Below are 17826 nucleotides of genomic sequence, written 5' to 3'. Positions count from 1 at the left end.
GGTCGGTGGGGGCGGTCTCAGTCGGTGTGGGCGGGGTCGCGCCAGGGGCCCCGGCGCCAGCCGTCGAGGTCGTAGTCGTCGAGGCAGTCCTGGACGAGCGCCTCGTAGCGGGCGAGGCTGCCGCGCCCGGTCGCCCAGCGGAGCGCGTCGAGGCGGACCTGCTCCCCGTTGCCCGAGTAGTTGCGCTCGTACAGCTCGTGCCGGCCGCCGAACTCGGTGCCGATCGCGTCCCACACCAGCTTGAGGAGTTTGATCCGGTCGAGGGCGGAGGTGTCCGCGCCGCGGTAGAAGCGGTCGATGAGCGGCCGCAGTTCGGGGTCGGCCAGGTCGCGGGCGCTGGAGGGCACGGCGAGGGGCGCTCCGCCGAGCGTGGTCTCGAACAGCTCGTGGACGCGGTCCCACACCTGGGCGTTGTACATCCGCATCGCGGAGGCGTGCTCCAGGCGGGGCACGACCGTGCCGCCACTGCCCGGCTCGGGGTCGTGGGCCATGGCCGAGGTCAGGGCCCACACCATGTCCCGCATGGTGATGACCTCGCCCACGGCGGCCTGGACGCCGCGGAACTCGTCGGTGCCGTTGGCCCGGGTGCCGCGGGCGAGCAGCCCGGCCATGAGCTCCAGCTTCACGCTCAGGCGGATGCCGGACTGGAAGTTGTACAGGTTCGGGAAGCCGGAGGTGGCGTAGAAGCCGGTGGCGCGCTTGACGTCCCGGTAGACGAGGACGTCCTCCCAGGGGATCAGCGCCTCGTCGAGCAGGAGGACGCTGTCGTTCTCGTCGAAGCGGCTGCTGAGCGGGGCGTCGAAGGGGCTCGTGGCGTGCTGCGCGTAGGGGGTGCGGCAGACGAGCTTCACGCCCGGGTTGTCCATGCGGACGAAGAAGACCAGGGCGAAGGCCTCGGCCTTGCCGGGCGCGAGGGCCGCCGATCCGACGGGGGCGACGAAGCCCGCGTTGGTGATGGCCGAGCCCGTCGCCAGCATCTTCGCCCCGCTGACCACGACGCCCGCGTCCGTCTCGCGCACGGCGCGCACGAACACGTCCTCCATGTCGTGGATCGCCCGCTTGCGGTCCACGGGCGGGTTGATGATGACGTGGTTGAGGTAGAGCGCCTTGCGGGCGAACTCGTCGTACCAGGCGGTGGCGTTGGCGGCGAACTGGCCGTAGTAGTCGGCGTTGACGCCGAGGCCGGCCATGAAGGAGGCCTTGTACTCGGGGGTGCGGCCGAGGAAGCCGTAGCTCATCCTCGCCCACGTGGCGATGGCCTCACGGGCCTCCACCAGCTCGGCCGCCGAGCGGCTGGGCTTGAAGAACTTGTGCGTACGGATGCCCGTGGCCTCGTCGACGCCGGTGAGGACGCCGGAGGTGGCCGGGTCGTGCATGGCGTCGTAGAGACGGGCCACCGACAGGGCGGAGTTGCGGAAGGCGGGGTGGCGGGTGACGTCCTTGACGCGCTCCCCGTTCAGATACACCTGGCGGCCGTCGCGCAGGCTCTCCAGGTACGCGTCGCCCGTCATCAGGCTGCCGGCGGCGGTCATCGGACCAGCCCCGGGTTGTCGAGCGCCGGGGTGCCGAGCACCTGGACGCGGCGCAGGTGGCGGGGGGCGCCGCTGGTGAAGGCGTTCCGGCCGTGCAGCAGCGTGTAGTTGTCGGCGAAGACCACGTCGCCCGTCCGCCAGCTGTGGGCGTAGAAGTGCGCCGGGTCGTACAGCGCGGCTCGCAGGCTGCGGTGCATCTCGGCGATCCCGTCGTCGGGCAGGCCCGTGAACTGCAGGTCGGGGTGGTTGACGAACCCGGCGTCGCCGGCGGCGGTGGGCTCGTTGTAGCGGATGACCGGGGCGCCGTGGACGGGGTGCGTGGTCACGATCGGCGAGACGGTGACGCTGTTGTAGAACTCCATCGCGCGGTGGTAGGTGCCGGTGACCTGCGACCACTGGGCGACGGTCCGCGGGTCGGTGCGCTCCAGCACGGCGGTGGTGTGGGAGAAGGTGGTCTCGCCGCCGTTCTCCGCCCCGGGGGCGTTCACGCACTGGAAGACCTGGAACTCCGGGATCTGTTCGCGGTACATGCCGTCCCAGTGCATCGGCATGTAGCTGGAGTCGAAGATGTGGTCCTGGGGCTTCTCCTGCTCGACGAGTTCGAGCACGGTGCCGAAGGGCCACACGCTGGGCTCGCCCCAGCGCTCGCAGTAGGCGGAGAGCTCGTCCGGGCCGTCGAAGGAGTCGAAGTCGCGCAGCAGGACGAGGTGGTGCTCGCGGACGAGGGAGCGCAGCGGTGCGACGGGCAGGTCGCGGACGTGCAGGCCCGGCTCCAGCGCCTGTATCGCCAGGCCGAAGGGCTCGATCGGCGCGACCGCGTAGCGCAGGTCGGTGAGGACGTCGTCCACGGCTGAGGCTGCGTCGGCCGGGGCCGTGGGGGCCGTCTGTGCGTCGTGCTCAGCGGCTACGTGCTCAGCGGTCACGTGCTCAGCAGTCATGGGGGCTCTCCTGTGGGGGTGAGAGGAAGGTGAGGGGGATGCGCCGGACGTACGCCGGGCCGTTACGCGCAGGCCTGGTTCCAGGGGTCGCGGTGCGCGGGCGGAGGCCCGGGCACGGCGGTGGAGCGGGGGACGGCGGGCTCGACGGCCGGTTCCAGCACGTAGTGGCTGGGACTTCCCGCGGTGTGGACGAGCTCGGCGCCGGCCTCCTCGGCCTCCGCGCGCTTCATGAGGGTGAAGCGCCCGCCGGACGCGACCGCGACGCTGTGCCAGGGCGTCAGCCAGGTGTCGGGGGTGTCGGCGAGCAGGATGCCGATCTTTCCCGTGCTGCACGGCTGCGGGTGGATGGACAGGCGGATCGCCGTGGGGAAGAGCCGGTCCAGCACGTTGCCCCACGCCCGGCTGCGCTGGATGACGCGGTACGCGAGGTCGCGGCACTTGCGCTGCAGGGCGGAGCGGGTTCCCGTGTAGCCGGGGCCGGACAGGTCCTCCAGCATGAAGCGGGTGATGCCCCGGTACATGGCGAGCGGGGCGCCCCCGGCGCGTACTTCCTCGCGGAGTTCGTCCAGCGTCGGCGCGTGGCCGGCGGAGAGCATGCTGCGCATGTCCTCGTGCCCGGCGCCGCGGTAGACGTCGTCGAGGCTGAACTGTTCGAGGTGGGTGGCACCGATCCTTTTGATCATCGCGTCGAGTGCGTGCGCGTAGGCGGTGACGTTCTCGTCGCTCACGCCGAGCAGGTCGTTGAAGACCCGCCCGTCGGAGCAGATGAGGATGGCGGCTCCCGGCGGGTAGACCTCGGCGATGCGCTCGCACAGCGAGTTCAGGAAGCGCAGGGCGAGTTCCTCGGCCAGGTCCGGCAGCGGGCCGAGCACCTTGGCCGGGTTCGGGGACTTCGTGGGGAAGGCCGGGAGAACGAATTCGATCCGCCGTCCGGCCTCCATGGCGCCGCGCACCGCGTCCAGGTGATGTCTGACACAGCGCAGGCAGACCCGCCCGGCGCATCCGCCGTCTCGCATTCTGCGCTGGTGGGACAGGACCTCCCGGATGACTTCTACGGCGGCCAGTTCGATATCGGGTGCGGCCGGTTCGGACACCGCGCCTCCCTTCGTGGACTGCGCACCACCGTGCTGGGCGGGCGCATGAGAAGCGCATGAGAAGCGCACAAGGGAGGCGTCGCAGGGCGACGGGCAGGGGCGCGCGCCGTCACGGCGTGGCGCAGGTCACCGGAGCGACGGCCTCGACGGAGCCGTTGCCGGAGAGGCCGGCCGCCGTGTCCGGCGGGTTCGGCGGGTCAGGCGTCCCGTGTGAGGCCGGCGAGTTCCTGCTGGGCGCGCTCGGCCCAGGACGGCATGCGCAGGCTGCGGAAGCCGGTCAGCGCGGTGGTCAGGTGACTCACCGCCCGCCCGGGGTCCCCCAGCGCGGCGTGGGTGCTGCCCAGCCACAGGGCGGTGAGCGCCTCGCCGCGGCGTTCGCCGAGTTCGGCGAAGATGGCGGCGGCCTCGTCGAGCGGGGCGAGCGCCCACGCGGCCTGGCCGGGGCCGCCGAGCTCGGTGTGCATCCGCCCCAGGGCCAGCAGCGCGTACGCCTCGCCGGGACGGTGGCGCACCGCCCGATACTCGGCCAGGGCCCGGTGCAGGTGGCGGGCGGCCCGTTCGGCGCGGCCGTGGCCGATCTCCGCCCAGGCGAGCAGCTGCAGGACGTCGGCGAGGGCGAGCGGGTGCCCGAGGCGCTCCGCGGTCGCGACCGCCGGTTCGAGGGCGTCGACGGCTTCGGCTTCGCGCTCCTGGCAGGCGAGCGCGAACGCCAGGCTGCGCAGGGCCATGACGTGGCCGTGCTTGTCGCCCAGCCGGTTCATCACCGCCGCGGCGGAGGCAGCGTCGTCGTGGGCGAGCCCGGCCATGCCCCGGTCCGCGATCGCGAAGCTGCGGTGGATCCGCAGGCGGGCGGCGTGGTGCTCCTCGCCCAGCGCGTCCAGCTGTTCGATGGCGGAAGCGTAGCGGGTCATCGCGTCGTCGACCCGGCCCCGTACGGCGCGGGCCCGGGCGAGGGAGCCCAGGGCGACCGCGGCGGCGACGGGGTCGCCGTCGGCCGTGGCACGGTCGAGTGCGACCCGGGCGACCTGCTCCCACTCGTCCCACCAGTTCCGCAGGTGGCACACGTCCTCCAGAGCGGCGGCGAGCCCGGCGGTCTGCGGGCCGTATCCGGCGCCCGCGGCGAACCCGACGGCGGTGACGAGGTTCGTCCGCTCGCTCTCCAGCCATCCGACGAGGTCGCCGGCCTCGCCGGGCCGGTGCCCGCCGGTGCCCCTGCGGATGAGCTGGCCCCCTGCCGTGCGCACGCGCGCGAGCCAGCCGTCCAGGACCCGGGCGACCGCGGCCCGGCGCCACGACCGGGGCTCGTCGGCGCCGGCGCGCTCGGCCGCGTAGGCGTGCAGGAGGTCGTGCATGCGGTAGCGCGGCTGCCCGTGCGCGCCGACCGACTCGATCTGTACGAGGTTGGCGTCGATGAGCGCGTCCGTGGCACGGTCGGCCGCCACGACGGCGGAGGAGCAGGAGCCCGCCGAGGAGCCGTCCTCGGAGCCGCCCGCGGAGCCGTCGGCGTCGAGCAGGGCGGCGAGCGCCCAGCCGGGGAACTCGGGTGAGGGGAGCAGCCCGACGGCGCGGAAGGCGCGGGCGGCGTCCGGCGCCAGGCCGTGGTAGCTGGCGGCGACGCAGGTGCGGACGGCGAGGTCCCCCACGGTGAGCTCGGCCAGCACGCCGCGCTCGTCGGCGAGGCGGTCGGCGAGCCTGCGGACCTGCCAGTCCGGGCGGCTGGCGAGCCGCGCCGCCGCGACGCGCAGCGCCAGGGGCAGCCCGGCGCACGCGGCGAGGATCCGCCCGGTGGCCTCCGGCTCCGCCGCGAGCCGCCGCGGGCCGACGATGCGCCGCAGCAGGTCCTGCGACTCCTCGTCGTCGAAGGGGTCGACGTCGATCAGGCGCGCGTCCGTCAGCCCGGCCAGCCGTGCCCGGCTGGTCACGAGGGCCGCGCTGCCCGGGGTGCCGGGGAGCAGCATACGGATCTGGGCCTCGTCGCGCGCGTCGTCGAGGAGCACGAGCACCTTGCGGTCGGCCAGCAGCGAACGGTAGAGCGCCGCGCGGTCCTCCGTGGCCTCGGGGATGGAGGACCCGGCGACGCCCAGGCTGAGGAGCAGGTCCGCGAGGATGACGCCGGGCGGGCGCTGGGGGCCGCGGGTTCCGTCGAGGTGCAGGAACAGCCGGCCGTCGGGGAACTCGTTGCGCAGGTGGTGGGCGAGGCGGGTGGCCAGGGCGGTCTTGCCGACGCCGGGCAGGCCGGTGAGGATCGCGACGGGCACGGCGCAGGGCGTGGCGCGGGGCTGTCCCGGCCCGGGTCTGAGCAGTCCGGCCACGCGCTCGATCAGCCCGCTCCGTCCTACGAAGTCCGAGTCGTCGGAGGGGACTTGGACGGTCGGCTGCCAGAGGTCCGCGGGGCGGGCGGGGGCGGGGGGCGGAGGCGCGCCCAGTTCCGGGTCCCTGGTGAGGACCGCGTGGTGCAGTCTGCGGAGTTCGTCGCCGGGTTCGATGCCGAGCTCGTCGCGCAGGGCGGAGCGGGCGAGAGCGTAGGACTGCAGCGCGTCGCCCGGGTGCTGGGAGCGGTACTGCGCGGTCATCAGCTTGGCCCACAGCGACTCGCGCAGCGGGTGGCGGGCCGTCTCCGCCTTCAGGAGGCCGACCACCTCCCGGGGCTCGCCGAGTGCGAGGCGGGCTTCGGCATAGTCCTCGAAGGCGGCCAGCCGTGACTCTTCGAGCCGGGCGACCTCGCCGAGCAGGACGTCGTGGTGCGCCACCCCTTCGAACGGGCTGCCGTGCCACAGGTCCAGCGCCTCCTGCAGGGCGTCGGCCGCCGGCCGGTGCTCGCCCGCTCCGAGGGCGGCGCGGCCGCGGGCGACGAGGACCTCGAACCGGTGCAGGTCCACCTCGCCGGGGAACACGCGCAGGCAGTAGCCGCCGTTGCCCTGGCTCAGCCGGTCCTCGCCGCTGGCGGTCGCGGGGGCGGGGGCGGGGGCGGGGGCGCCTGGGTCGGTGCCGCCGCCCGGGCCGGAGGCGGGGCCGGAAGCAGGGCCGGAAGCGGGGCTGAGCACTTTGCGCAGGACGGCGGCGTAGCTGCGGAGGTTGGCCTGGGCCGAGGCCGGAGGGGCCTCGCCCCAGACGGCGTCGCACAGCCGGTCCGCGGAGACGGCGGTGTTGGCGTTGACGAGCAGCATGGCGAGCAGGGTCCGCTGCTTCGGCCCTCCGAGCGGGAGAACGCGGCCGTCGGCGACGGCCGCGAGGGGTCCCAGCACCTTGAACTCGACACGCGCGAGCACCACCGCATGACCGCCCTTCAGCTGTGCAAGATTCGAACATCGGCGAATCCGACAACCATAGGCGCTGCTCGGGGCGAGATCTTCCGCTTACGGTTTCGCGCCGCGGCGGGGGCGGGCCTCCCCGGCCACGGCGGGTGCCGCGCTCAGGCGAAGAGCTCGCCCAGCAGCTCGGGGCCGACGGCGATGGGGGCGGGACGGTAAGCGGGCGGCTGCGTGCCCATCAGTTCGCGCACCAGGAAGTCCCAGCAGCGCTTGCGGACGTAGGCGAGGCAGTCGATGAACGTGTGCTCGGCCCCCGGCACGATGAGCAGCTCGAAGTCCTTGTCGGCGGCGATGAGCCGGTCGGCCAGCCGCAGCGTCTGGCCGGGGTGGACCTGGTCGTCCATGTCGCCGTGGACGAGCAGGAGCTTGCCCGCCAGCCGGTCCGCGAGGTCCGGGCTGGAGGAACGGGCCCACGCCTCGGGGTTGTCCGCGCCGTCGTAGGTCTCCACGAAGCCGGCGTTGAAGTGGCGGGCGTCGTGCGAGCCGGAGAGGGCTACTCCCGCCTTGTACACGTCGGGGAAGTCCAGCATCGCCCGCGCCGCGGCGAACCCGCCTCCGGAGTGGCCGAACACGCCCGCCCGGTCCAGGTCCATCCACGGCCGGGTCCCGGCCAGCTGCCGCAGCGCCGCGGCATGGTCGGCCAGGCAGCCCGCGTCGGCCAAGCGACCGTAGGAGGCGTCGTGGAAGGACTTGCTCCGGCCCGGGGTGCCTCGCCCGTCCAACGCCACCACCACGAAGCCCAGCGCCGCGAGGGGTTCCGCGTCGAGACCCATCCCGCCGGGGTCGAAGCACGGGGCGACCCGGTTGACCTGCGGACCGGGGTAGACGTTGTCCACCACCGGGTAGCGCCGGGCGGGGTCGAACCCCCGCGGCCGGTACAGCACCCCGTAGATGTCCGTCACCCCGTCGGCCGCCTTGACGCGGAACCGCTCCGGCGGCGTCCAGCCGGTGGCCGTGAGCTTGCTGATGTCGGCGCGCTCCAGCTCCACCAGGACGCGCCCGGTCCAGTCGCGGACCGTCGTCACCGGCGGGGTGTCGACCGTGGACGCGGAGTCGATGAAGTACTGCTGGTTGTCCGGCAGGGTGACGACGTGGTCCAGGTCGTCGTCCGTGACCTTCGCGACCCCGGCGACCTCGGTGAAGCCGGAGCCGTCCAGGCCGGCCCGGCACACCGTGCGCCGGTACGGGTCCTCGCCGACCAGCCCGGTGGCGGTGAAGTACACCACCCGCTCGGCCTCGTCGACGCGCAGGATCTGCCGCACCGTCCACTGCCCGGAGGTGACCTGCCCGAGCAGCGCGCCGGTGCGCAGGTCGTAGCGGTACAGGTGGCCCCAGCCGTCCCGCTGCGAGTACCACAGCACCTCGTCGGCCAGCACCCGTACGATCGGCGCCTCGTACATCCAGGGGTTGGGCTCCACGCGGGTGTCCCCCGTCTCGCTGAGCACGGTGGTGACCTCGCCGGTGACCGGATCCATCCGGTACAGCGTGAGCGTGCGCAGGTCGCGGGGCCGGCCGAGGTAGTACACCGCCGAACCGTCCGGGGCCCACCACGCCCACTTGGCCGTGATCGGCGACATCATCGGCATGAGCAGCGGCTCGGCCTGCGCGCGGACGACGGTGCCCGTCTGCACGTCCAGCACGACCAGCTCCGCGCGGGGCACCTGCTCGTCCCCCGGGTACGCGAACCGCTGGGTGTGCAGGAGGGGGGCGCCGCCGTCGGCGGGCCGGGCCTCCACGAGGTGCGTCTGCCGGACGCCGCGCTCGTCGGTCCGGTGCGCCAGCACCTTCGTCGAGTCGGGCGACCAGGCCACCGCGGGCGGCAGGTGCGGCAGGCCGAACTTGCGCAGCAGGGTGCCGTTGCTCGTGCAGTCCGGGCCGGATCCGTACCGGTAGCCGGGCTCGCCGTCGGTGGTCAGCGCCCACTCGCGGCCGTCGGACAGCGAGCGCGCCCACAGGTCGTGCCCCCGCTGGGACACCGCGACCTTCTTGTCGGGCGACGGCACGTCCAGCGGGTTGCCCGGCGGCGTGAACTCGGCCCGCTCGCAGACGTAGCCGTCCAGGCGGCAGCGCCAGTACTCGCCGAACGCGTGGAACTCCACGGTGTTTCCGGCCAGTTCGACGGCTATGAACGGCAGGGCCTCGGGGTCGACCTGCTGCCCGGAGGCGGCGGCCAGCGCGGCGGCGAGCAGGACGTGATCGAAGGCCGGCTCACGGGTACCCGCCGCCGGGTCCACCAGCACGAACCGCCTGCCGACGCCATTGCTCACCGCGTACCAGAACCGGGCGCCGCCATCGATCCACTGCGGCCGGACCTTGTCACCGACGACGAGCTCGCCGGGGCGGGCGGGACGACGGAGGAGCTGTTCGGCGGCCTGGTAGCCCTGAGTGGTACTCATCTTCTTCTTCCCTTGGGATTGGAACTGTCGTCGGCTGCGGGGTCAGAGGCTGCGGGCGGTGATGTTGCCGTGGGCGGGGGTGGTGAACTTCTGCACAGCGTTCTCCTGCAACTCATTGTTTCCGATGACCTGAAAGCTACGTTGCGTTCAGGATGTCTTCAACTGGCCCGTTGCGAGAAAAGATCATCACTGCAGGTCAGAGGCGAAATTTCGTTGCAATGCCCCTCACGATTAACGCAACGATCACCGTCTGCGCGTTGCAATGGAATGAAAGTGAACGCCATGCTGCACGCACGCAGCCCGCACGCACACATGCAGGCAGGCAGGCAGGGCAGATCACGCCGGGACCGGCCGACGACGTCGCGGACTCAAAGGGGATGACGCCCGACCAGTACGGGCGAGCCGTACCGCCGGCGCCGATGCCCCGTGCGCACAGCGCCCCGCGCACTACCGCGGCAGGGACTCGCTCCCGGCCAAGTGCACCCAGATTCCGATGGCAACCGTGACTTGGGCAAGAAGGTAGGCGACCTGCGCGGAGAGACCTCTCAACTGGTAGACCGAGAGCAGCAAACCGAAACGAGTGGGCCAGAACTGCCTCTCCTCACTGAAGGTCCCCGTGTCCATCCAAAGGCTGGTGAGCGTCAGGATGGTGAGGATGAGCAAGACATTCAGGAATGTGTAGCCGAGTTCTGTATCCGTGATGTGGCTGAGCAGCGCACCGAGACAGACGGGGATGGCGTAGGCGACTGTCAGGCTCAATGCGCGCACAGGCCCGCGACGCCCGGGCAGCAGACGCCACAGCGCGCCGAGGACGAACCCGGCACCGGCCCAGGCCACTTGATAGGTGATGAAATTCGCCACGATCTCCGGGAACCCGATAGGGTCATGGAGTGTGAGTGTCCACTTCCGGTAGTCCTTCAGGTGGAGAAGCCAGACGAGGGCGGCGCTGGCCGGAATCCCGAAGCAGAACGCCAGGCTCGCGGCGTGCCGTGCGTTTCGCCACCAGTACCCTTCCGGCCCCCAAGCCAGGGCGACATCCAGTACGGAAATCTGGTCGGGCAGAGAACTCTCTTCGTATTCGGAAACCAGCCACTGGCGCAGCTCGCTCAGCTGATCCTCCAAATCCTCACGCTTGACGCCTTCGGCGCGCCCATGGTCCACCAAGTACAGCTGGTGGTGCAGGTTGCGGTACTTGTGGGCTTTTTTCAGCAATACACGCCGATGCTTCTCCGTGTTCATCCTCTCGATGCGGAAGCGATCCTCTGCCTCACCCAGCACCGACCACCGTCGCCCCACGTAAAGGACCGCATACAGCGACAGAATGTTCAGGGGAAGCCAGACGCCATACAGTGCACTCGATCCTGCGAAAGAGACGTTTCGCAACCCCACGACGAACGCAAATACCGCTGCTGTCAGCAGGAGATCCGCCTTGTCCGGCCCCAGAGAGAGCTCGTACTGCCGGCGGTCGGAGTGAGTCTTCGGCCCCTTGACTCGATAGCGCAGCAGCGCGACCAGTGCGATGCCGGTCAGCATCCAGGTGTAGGCATAGAGCCATGTGAGACCGGTCAGCGGGAACGTCGTCAGGAACTTGCTGACGTTGATGTCGTGAGCAGATGTATGGGATGGATCAATGAGCCAGGTGGCACGTTTCCATTGACGTTCGTTTGCCCACCAGAAACAAGCGAGCATGGCCCCGGCGGCCACTGCCTGCAGAGCTCCGACGACTGCGACACAACGGACCGGCGCATTGGCCCACTTCTTCTTCCACTTCCTGCCCTCCAGTCCTCCTTCCCTCGCGAATCGCCATGCCCATGAGACCATCGCGGCCAGCCACAACCACAGCGTCGCCAGGCCCAGCAGCGCAAGCCCGACCAGACCGGTGGCGGTGGGCGGCGCCTCCGTCTTCAGGCTTACCCACGGGTCGAAGAACTGAGAGGTCAAGACCACCAGCGAGCCGATCGCGGCCACCAGTGAAGCAGTCGCGACGATGACCGTGCGAGCCTGCCGGCGGTGGACGCCTTCGGGGCCGGCGGACAACGCGGTGCAACACCACGGGCGGGCGACGAGGACCAGGGCCAGGCCCGTCGCAAGGCTGATGTGGGCGCGCAATTCCGGCTCGATGGGGATGACCGGCCGCGAGATGAGCAGAAGCACAGTCAGCGCGACTGCCGCGCTGAGCACGGCCCATTGCAGAACGACCTGCGTGGGGCTGTCGACGCACCCACCGAGCCCTCTCCTGCTGTGCTCCCCCGGCCCGCCCGGCACACCGGGCGAATTCGGCCGCGGGACGCGGAGCGCGGCCAGTGCGATCACGACCGAGGCACACACCCACCACGAGGCGATGCCTGCCGTACTCCAGAGCGACTGCTTGTTGCGAAGGGCCAAAGCGCGCTGCCACGGTGGATCCACGTCGACCTCCACACCGCGGGCCGGCTTCTCGGTCCACACCAGACTGTTCCCGTCGGTGGACGATGCCGGTTCAGAGATGTGTTCGGCATCGAGGCCGCCCAGCCCGATCCCGATGTGCTCCCAACGAGCTCTCTGCAGGGTCGTCGGTGGCCGAAGGAGAATCTTCCAATTCTCTTTCGCATCCACGTGGATATCCCAAGGACCGAGCCGGACGGTCCCGACATTATCGATCCAGGCGAGCGCATCGTACTGCACCGTAACCCAGGCACGCCGAGCGGTTACTTGTGGCTCATGGAAACGCCATTCCTGGCTCCGGGTACTCTTGTCCTGTCCGCGCAGCAGACAGCGCATCGCCGTCCGATACCTGGATGATTCCTCACTGAGTGTCAAATCATGGGCAAGCGGCCACTTTTCGGTCGGCACCTTGACCGTCATGTCCGATTCCACCTCGACAAAGGTGCGGCCGTGCAGGCGGAATCGAATGTCGGCATGGGTGACGCGGGCCCCCAGTCGGTCCGCCCGGCAGATATCAGGAGCAGCCTGCCGGGCCTCGGCAGGGGAAGACCCGCACCACATCATGGCCACGGCCGCCAGTGTCAGCAGCAGCCGCCACCACCGTATTGGCATCAACACCTCAACATGTCCTCCGGCCCGGCACGGGAATACCCCGGAGAGGTTAGGCGTCAGTTCTGCGTGTCATGCACAGACGTGCAGCGAGCAGCCGAGGACTCCACTCCTTCGGCCGAGCTGCCCGAATGGCGGCAGAACAATCGGCGACTGATGATGGATTCCCATGACCTGATCACCGGTGACTTTACGGAGAAGCCATGACCGAAGCCAAGAGTGCCACCCGTAAGAGGCCGCTTCCCCGATTTGAGGAAGCCGAAGGGCTGGGACCCGGGGACGCGGAGTTCGTCCGGGATCTGGTGGCGGTGTTGGAGAAGCACGGAAACCTGAACCGTTTCGGCCTGTGCCTCCTGCACGATCACTTCCCGCTCGCCACGGACGAGGTTCTGGTGGAGACCAACGACCCGGGAACCCGCACGCTCCACACGCGTGTCGAGAGGGCGGACCGGACACGGCACGTCAAGGCCTCGCAGTGGCGGTTCGTGCCGCATGCCGACCATGAGCACGGCACCGGGTCCGAGCCGGACGCCTACCAGGTGATCCTGCTGTGCGACCCCCTCGACTTGTGCCCGGGGCGCGAGCGCGGTCATTGACCACCCCGCAGCAGCGCAGCGGCTGCGGCTCAGCGACCCTGCAGCCTTCTGACGTTGTCCCCGAAGGTCCACCCCTTCGACCCGTCCCAGTTGAGGGACCACGTCATGAGGCCCTTGAGCCCGCCGCCGTAGGTGTTCCACGCCTGTGCCACCAGCCCCGGTGACATGTATCCGCCCCCGGCACCAGGCTGAGCCGGCAACCCCGGCACCTGCTTGTCGTAGGGAACCCTGATGGTCGTGCCCTGAACCACCAGCCCCTTGTTCAGGCAGTCCGTCTGCGCCGTGAACCCCTTCACCGTCCCCGCGGAATACGAGTCCCCCGAGCAGCCGAACATGCTGCCGTTGTAGTACTGCATGTTCAGCCACCACAGTCGGCCGTTGTCGGCGTACTTCTTCACGATCGGCAGGTACGCGCCCCAGATCGAGCCGTACGTGACGCTGCCGCCCGTGACGTAGGCCGTCTCGGGCGCCATCGTGAGGCCGAAGTTCGAGGGCATCCGGGCGAGTACGCCGTCGATGATGCGGATGAGGTTGGCCTGCGAGGCGGACAGGGTGTTGATGTTGCCGCTGCCGGTGAGACCGGTCTCGATGTCGATGTCTATGCCGTCGAAGTTGTAGGTCTTGAGGATCGGCACGACGGTCTCGACGAACCGGTCGGCGACCGTGCTGGAACCGAGGTCGATGCCCGCCGCCGCGCCGCCGATCGACATGAGGATCGTGGCCCCGGCCGCCTTGGCCCGGCACATCTCGGCCGGCGTCGCGACCTTCACGGTCGCGTCCATCCCGTCCTCCCACAGAACGGTGCCGTCCGAACGGATGACGGGGAACGCCGCGTTGATCACGTTGTAGCCGTGCTCACCGATGCGCGCGTCGGTGATCGGCACCCAGCCGAACGGCGGGTGGACGCCGTTCGCCGCGCCGTCCCAGTTCTCCCAGTAGCCCTGGAGCACCTTGCCCGGGGGTTTCGACTGCACGGGACAGGTGTCCGCTCTCGGCCCGCTCGCCGCGGCGGCAGCCGCGCGCACCGCCGGCACCGGCGTCTCCGTCCGCACCTGCGCCTGAACCTGCACCGTCTGCAGGGGCACGGGCCCTGCGAACGCCGCCCCCAGGCAGACCCCGGCCGCCCCCGCCAGCAGACGCACCATCCGACCGATCATGCTCGGCTCCCTCCGGGCCGTGGCTGCCCGCCACAGGTCACTGAAGGTGTCGCACGCTAAAACCGCCCCGTTGAACCGTCAATAGGTCTGGACCAAACCCGGGGCCTGAACACTGCCGGTTGTCACCACCGTCCCGGTTCCTCCTCCGTTTCGCTGCGGCGCCGCGCACGGGAAGTGCGCGGCGCACCTCCGCCTTTTCAGTCCGCCGGATGTGCTCCCGTGCACCGCACGACCGGGGATTGACGAGCCGTGCAGGGTGGACAACATGCTGGTGGCGTCCCTACGCGTCCCTGTGTGTCCCCTGCGCCCCAACGCGATGACCCGGGCATCGCCTTGACAGATGAGGAGGGCCGCCGTGCTCATGCGGACCTTCAGGCACGGGCACTCGGCCCGGCCCGCAGACAGGCTCCCGGCTCTCCCGCTGCCGTACCCCAGCGGCTGGTTCTGCGTGGGGTTCTCCCCGGAGTGGAAGCCCGGAGACGTCAGGGCCGTGCGTTTCATGGGCGGCGACATCGTCGTCTTCCGTACTCGGCGTGGCCTGCTGCGAGCCACCCTGCCTTACTGCCCGCACTTGGGTGCGCACCTGGGCGCGGGCGGCACCGTCGACGGCGAGTACTTGGTGTGCCCTTTCCACAAGTTCGCATTCGCCGTGGACGGTTCCTGTGCGCGGACGCCGTACGGAGTGCCTCCCAAGGCATCACTCACCGTGCTGCCTTCGCGGGAGGCCTACGGAATCGTGTGGGTGTGGCACTCTCCTGGCGGTTCCCCGCCGTCGTGGGAACTTCCTCTCCTGCCCCGGCCTGTGATCAGCCCCAGTGCGTCCCACGTGGTCGACCGGCCCGGCCGTCCCCAGGAACTGATGAGGGACGTAGCCGGCCACAGGCACTTCACGGCACTCCACGGCGTCGACGCCATCGATGTTCTGTCGGAGCCCGTGACCGGCGGCCCGGTCTATTCCACGGCTTTCCGTCTCAGCCTCGGCCTCGGCCTGCCGTGCTTCTCCGTATTCCAGGACGTGACCCTGCGCATCCTCGGCCTCGGCGCGGCACTGTTCCTGACCGAGTCGGCGCATCGCCGCCTGGACGGCGCCCACTGGGTCCTCGTCACCCCCGTGGATCCCGGTCATGTGCGGTACCGGGTGGCCAGTGGCGCGGCGATGCTTCTTCCCCCCACCCGGCTCCCGGCGCCTCTCCGCCGGGGCGTCGAGCGCGCTCTCGGCCGCGGCGTGAACCACTGGACGCTGCACGGCGCCCGCACCGGCCGTCCGGGCTCTCACCGCGCGGTGCCCCTCCCGAGCCGGCGGGACGAGCCCGCAGACGGCCGGAGCGACGACGCCTACCGGCAATGGTCGCGCCAGTTCTATCCCACGGAGAGGGCGGCCGGTACGGCATCGAGCCTCAGCGATACCGGCTCTCCGACGCCTTCGGATCCGGCGTCGTAGGCGAGGACGTGAGAGAGATCGGAGTCCAGGCGGACCCACGCCCCCCGCAGCAGATTCCCCCGGAAACCGGCACCGTTGTAGCGGGTCCCGCATGCGTGGATGGCACGGTTGCCCTGGAACAGCATCCTCAGCGCTTCCGCGTAGGGCGCCGTCCCTGGTTCCCTCAGGACGATGTCACGCTCCAGCGCCACGTATTCCCTCTCGATGTCGTAGACCAGGTCGCACGCCCGGTAAACCGCTTGCTGGAGCGAGATGCCGTCCCGTCGCGTCCAGAGGGTCAGAATATTGGCGGCGACACCGTTCTGGGCCCGCTCCCTGCGGTACGAGTACACGTCGTTGACGATCAGTACGTGTTCAACGGCCTTCACCTTGAGCGGCCGAAGCACGTCCTCATATCCGGACGCGTCGCAGCCGACGGAGTATTCGGCGATCGCGACGTTCGCTTCGTACCCCACGTCAGCCACCCGCCAGGCCAGGAACTCCTCGTCACGCATGAGGTGAAGCCGACGAGGGACGGAACTGTCCATACCGGAGTCGATCCAGTTGCCGAGTGCCGTGTTGATCCTGCTGCGAAAGGTGTTCCCCAGCCCGTCCAGGAAGGGGTTGGTGATGCTCGCCAGCGTCGCTTCCACGGCGGTCTCGGGCTCCTTCTCCCGGGCGATGACCCGCTTCAGGGCGGTCACCGATTCCCTGGTCCCGATTCCCTGCCAGCCTTCGTCCAGCAGGTCGTCGACCAGATATGTGATGGCCACGTACTTCGCCGCGGTCAGTATCCGCTCCACGTCGACCGACTGAGGAGCCCACAGGCAGACCAGGCGCGCCGCTTGGTCCTGGAGAATCTTCGCCTCGTGGCACTGCAGAACAGGATGTCCGGCGACGTACTCGGCCAGCCGGGTCTCTACTTCCTCCACCAAGGGATTGATGTAGATGGGGAGGCGGGTCCTGACCTGCGGGAAGTGAATGACGCGTGCAGGCACGGCCCTCTCCTCTACCGATCAGAACCATCCGAAGAGAACTGGCGAGCCCAGTGCCGGAAAGCACCGATCGGACCGTCTTCACTGTTCAGCCGGGGGTGGGGCAGGTACGCCTTGTGGTGATAGATGGGCCAGTCGGCGCGGCTGTCACGAAGGGACCATCGATTCATCCCAAAGCCGACCAGACGTTCGATGCCGTGACGCGGCAGCGACGGCAATCGGAAGGAAGGGGCGACGGTCGCGCTGGCTGCGCCCCAGTACCGGATACGTCCTGGTCCGACGGGGGTCACGAGCAGCCACTGGGCGGCAGTCAGGCGGTAGCGCGACAGCTCGATCGTCATGAGCGCGGCTCCGAGCCCGATGAACTGCACGCGGATGTCCTGGACGGTGGAGCAGAAGGGGAGGCTGCGCCCGACCCGGTACGTGACGGAGAAGAACGGCCCGTCCGCCTTGGCCTCGGTCAGGACATCGAGAAAATCGACACCGTGCAGCTCGATGATGTGCCGGTGGTCGATGAAGTTCTCCATCACGTCCTGAGGATGGCCTGCCATCTCGACGGCGCAGTAGGTGTGGGGGCTGACGAAGGATTCGGGGAAGGACGGGATTTCCCACCCCGGCGGCGTACGGTCCCGGGTGTGCCCTACCCACACGATGCCATGGGCCTCCCTGACGGGAAGCGGGTCGGCCCGCAGCTTCCCCTCACGTGTGCGGTGGACGGGGACATCGGTTCCCATGAAGGGGCGCGTGTGGACATCTCCGGGTTTCCACTGCCGGGAGAACCCCAAGCAGAACCAGCCGCTCGGGTACGACAGCCACGTCGGAAGGATTTCGTCCGCAACGCGCGCCGCGTACGGAGATTTGTAGGTGCGCACCCGCATGTCGTCCTCCGTCTGGGGTTCCGTGGGACCGGCCGTGAGGATCAGAGCGCGTCGGAGAACAGCAGGCGCAGAAGCACGGGTTCCCCCCGGAAACGCCGTGGGCGCCTGCACACATTCTCGCGAATACGGTGCGGCTTCACCAAGGCGTACGCCACCGGCGCTTGTAGCACGCATTCTCCGTGGTCGTGCGCAGTAGCACGGCTGCAGGGATCTCACTCCCCGGCTCTTTCCGCCTTATGCGGAACCGTCGGGACGACAGGTCGGCCCCTGCAGTCGCGTGGCTGCAGGGGCCGATTTCCGAACGGCTCTGCCGACGGTGGCCGCTGAATGCGGAAGCGTTCCTGCATGAGATTACCGGGGATGGGCGCGACACGTCCCCGGTTGGAATCGAATTCGCGCCGACCGGCCGCCGTCCTCGCCGTGCCCCTGCCCCCGTCCCCGCTCCCTCAGCCGCAGACGCAGACACACCCGCATCC

11 protein-coding genes are annotated in these 17826 nt (G+C 70.0%); 2 read left to right on the top strand and 9 right to left on the bottom strand.

All coding sequences use genetic code 11. The annotated features are described in order from the left end of the window. Nucleotides 1-17: 17 nt before the first annotated feature. From NQU55_RS18225 to NQU55_RS18195, 6 genes are all read right to left on the bottom strand, one after another. On the bottom strand, nucleotides 18-1532 hold the full coding sequence (locus NQU55_RS18225; RefSeq protein ID WP_168092492.1) for a 4-hydroxyphenylacetate 3-hydroxylase family protein: 1515 nt from the start codon (nucleotides 1530-1532) through the stop codon (nucleotides 18-20). Beyond that, nucleotides 1529-2470 (bottom strand): TauD/TfdA dioxygenase family protein, encoded by a 942-nt coding sequence (locus NQU55_RS18220; protein ID WP_168092493.1) that lies wholly within the window; start codon nucleotides 2468-2470, stop codon nucleotides 1529-1531. The genes NQU55_RS18225 and NQU55_RS18220 overlap by 4 nt, the downstream gene beginning before the upstream one ends. 62 nt (nucleotides 2471-2532) lie before the next feature. Next, a complete protein-coding gene (locus NQU55_RS18210) occupies nucleotides 2533-3564 on the bottom strand; it encodes an L-tyrosine/L-tryptophan isonitrile synthase family protein (RefSeq protein WP_206329233.1) in 1032 nt (343 codons plus the stop codon). A gap of 197 nt (nucleotides 3565-3761) precedes the next feature. After that, nucleotides 3762-6836, bottom strand: a complete 3075-nt coding sequence (locus NQU55_RS18205; RefSeq protein ID WP_168092494.1) for an AfsR/SARP family transcriptional regulator — start codon at nucleotides 6834-6836, stop codon at nucleotides 3762-3764. Between the two features lie 140 nt (nucleotides 6837-6976). After that, complete coding sequence (locus tag NQU55_RS18200) at nucleotides 6977-9271, bottom strand: S9 family peptidase (protein WP_168092495.1); 2295 nt, start codon at nucleotides 9269-9271, stop codon at nucleotides 6977-6979. A 447-nt stretch (nucleotides 9272-9718) separates the two neighbouring features. Continuing rightward, nucleotides 9719-12259, bottom strand: a complete 2541-nt coding sequence (locus NQU55_RS18195) for a DUF6185 family protein (protein WP_240976301.1) — start codon at nucleotides 12257-12259, stop codon at nucleotides 9719-9721. 248 nt (nucleotides 12260-12507) lie between these two features. On the opposite strand from NQU55_RS18195, the gene NQU55_RS18190 reads away from it, so the two are divergent. Then, nucleotides 12508-12900, top strand: a complete 393-nt coding sequence (locus tag NQU55_RS18190; RefSeq protein ID WP_168092496.1) for a hypothetical protein — start codon at nucleotides 12508-12510, stop codon at nucleotides 12898-12900. A gap of 29 nt (nucleotides 12901-12929) precedes the next feature. Here NQU55_RS18190 and NQU55_RS18185 read toward each other — a convergent pair whose 3' ends face one another. Then, nucleotides 12930-14057 (bottom strand): chitinase, encoded by a 1128-nt coding sequence (locus NQU55_RS18185; protein ID WP_256790844.1) that lies wholly within the window; start codon nucleotides 14055-14057, stop codon nucleotides 12930-12932. 340 nt (nucleotides 14058-14397) lie between these two features. Between NQU55_RS18185 and NQU55_RS18180 the strand changes: the two genes are divergently transcribed. Further along, nucleotides 14398-15498, top strand: coding sequence for a Rieske (2Fe-2S) protein (locus NQU55_RS18180; protein ID WP_308402249.1), 1101 nt, complete (start codon nucleotides 14398-14400; stop codon nucleotides 15496-15498). Here NQU55_RS18180 and NQU55_RS18175 read toward each other — a convergent pair. Continuing rightward, complete coding sequence (locus NQU55_RS18175; RefSeq protein ID WP_168096023.1) at nucleotides 15417-16475, bottom strand: terpene synthase family protein; 1059 nt, start codon at nucleotides 16473-16475, stop codon at nucleotides 15417-15419. The two genes, NQU55_RS18180 and NQU55_RS18175, sit on opposite strands and share 82 nt — an antisense overlap. Nucleotides 16476-16486: 11 nt before the next feature. Beyond that, a complete protein-coding gene (locus NQU55_RS18170; RefSeq protein ID WP_168096024.1) occupies nucleotides 16487-17350 on the bottom strand; it encodes a hypothetical protein in 864 nt (287 codons plus the stop codon). Nucleotides 17351-17826: the final 476 nt, after the last annotated feature.

Source organism: Streptomyces telluris, from assembly GCF_024519335.1.
GTDB classification, from domain to species: domain Bacteria; phylum Actinomycetota; class Actinomycetes; order Streptomycetales; family Streptomycetaceae; genus Streptomyces; species Streptomyces telluris.
This window is presented reverse-complemented; position numbering and strand designations above follow the sequence as displayed.

Excerpts from the sequence above, each read along its gene's own strand:
- NQU55_RS18180 (WP_308402249.1), top strand. The coding sequence starts at position 14,398 with ATGAGGAGGGCCGCCGTGCTCATGCGGACCTTCAGGCACGGGCACTCG.
- NQU55_RS18225 (WP_168092492.1), bottom strand. The coding sequence starts at position 1,532 with ATGACCGCCGCCGGCAGCCTGATGACGGGCGACGCGTACCTGGAGAGC.
- NQU55_RS18185 (WP_256790844.1), bottom strand. The coding sequence starts at position 14,057 with ATGATCGGTCGGATGGTGCGTCTGCTGGCGGGGGCGGCCGGGGTCTGC.
- NQU55_RS18220 (WP_168092493.1), bottom strand. The coding sequence starts at position 2,470 with ATGACTGCTGAGCACGTGACCGCTGAGCACGTAGCCGCTGAGCACGAC.
- NQU55_RS18190 (WP_168092496.1), top strand. The coding sequence starts at position 12,508 with ATGACCGAAGCCAAGAGTGCCACCCGTAAGAGGCCGCTTCCCCGATTT.
- NQU55_RS18170 (WP_168096024.1), bottom strand. The coding sequence starts at position 17,350 with ATGCGGGTGCGCACCTACAAATCTCCGTACGCGGCGCGCGTTGCGGAC.
- NQU55_RS18195 (WP_240976301.1), bottom strand. The coding sequence starts at position 12,259 with ATGATGTGGTGCGGGTCTTCCCCTGCCGAGGCCCGGCAGGCTGCTCCT.
- NQU55_RS18200 (WP_168092495.1), bottom strand. The coding sequence starts at position 9,271 with ATGAGTACCACTCAGGGCTACCAGGCCGCCGAACAGCTCCTCCGTCGT.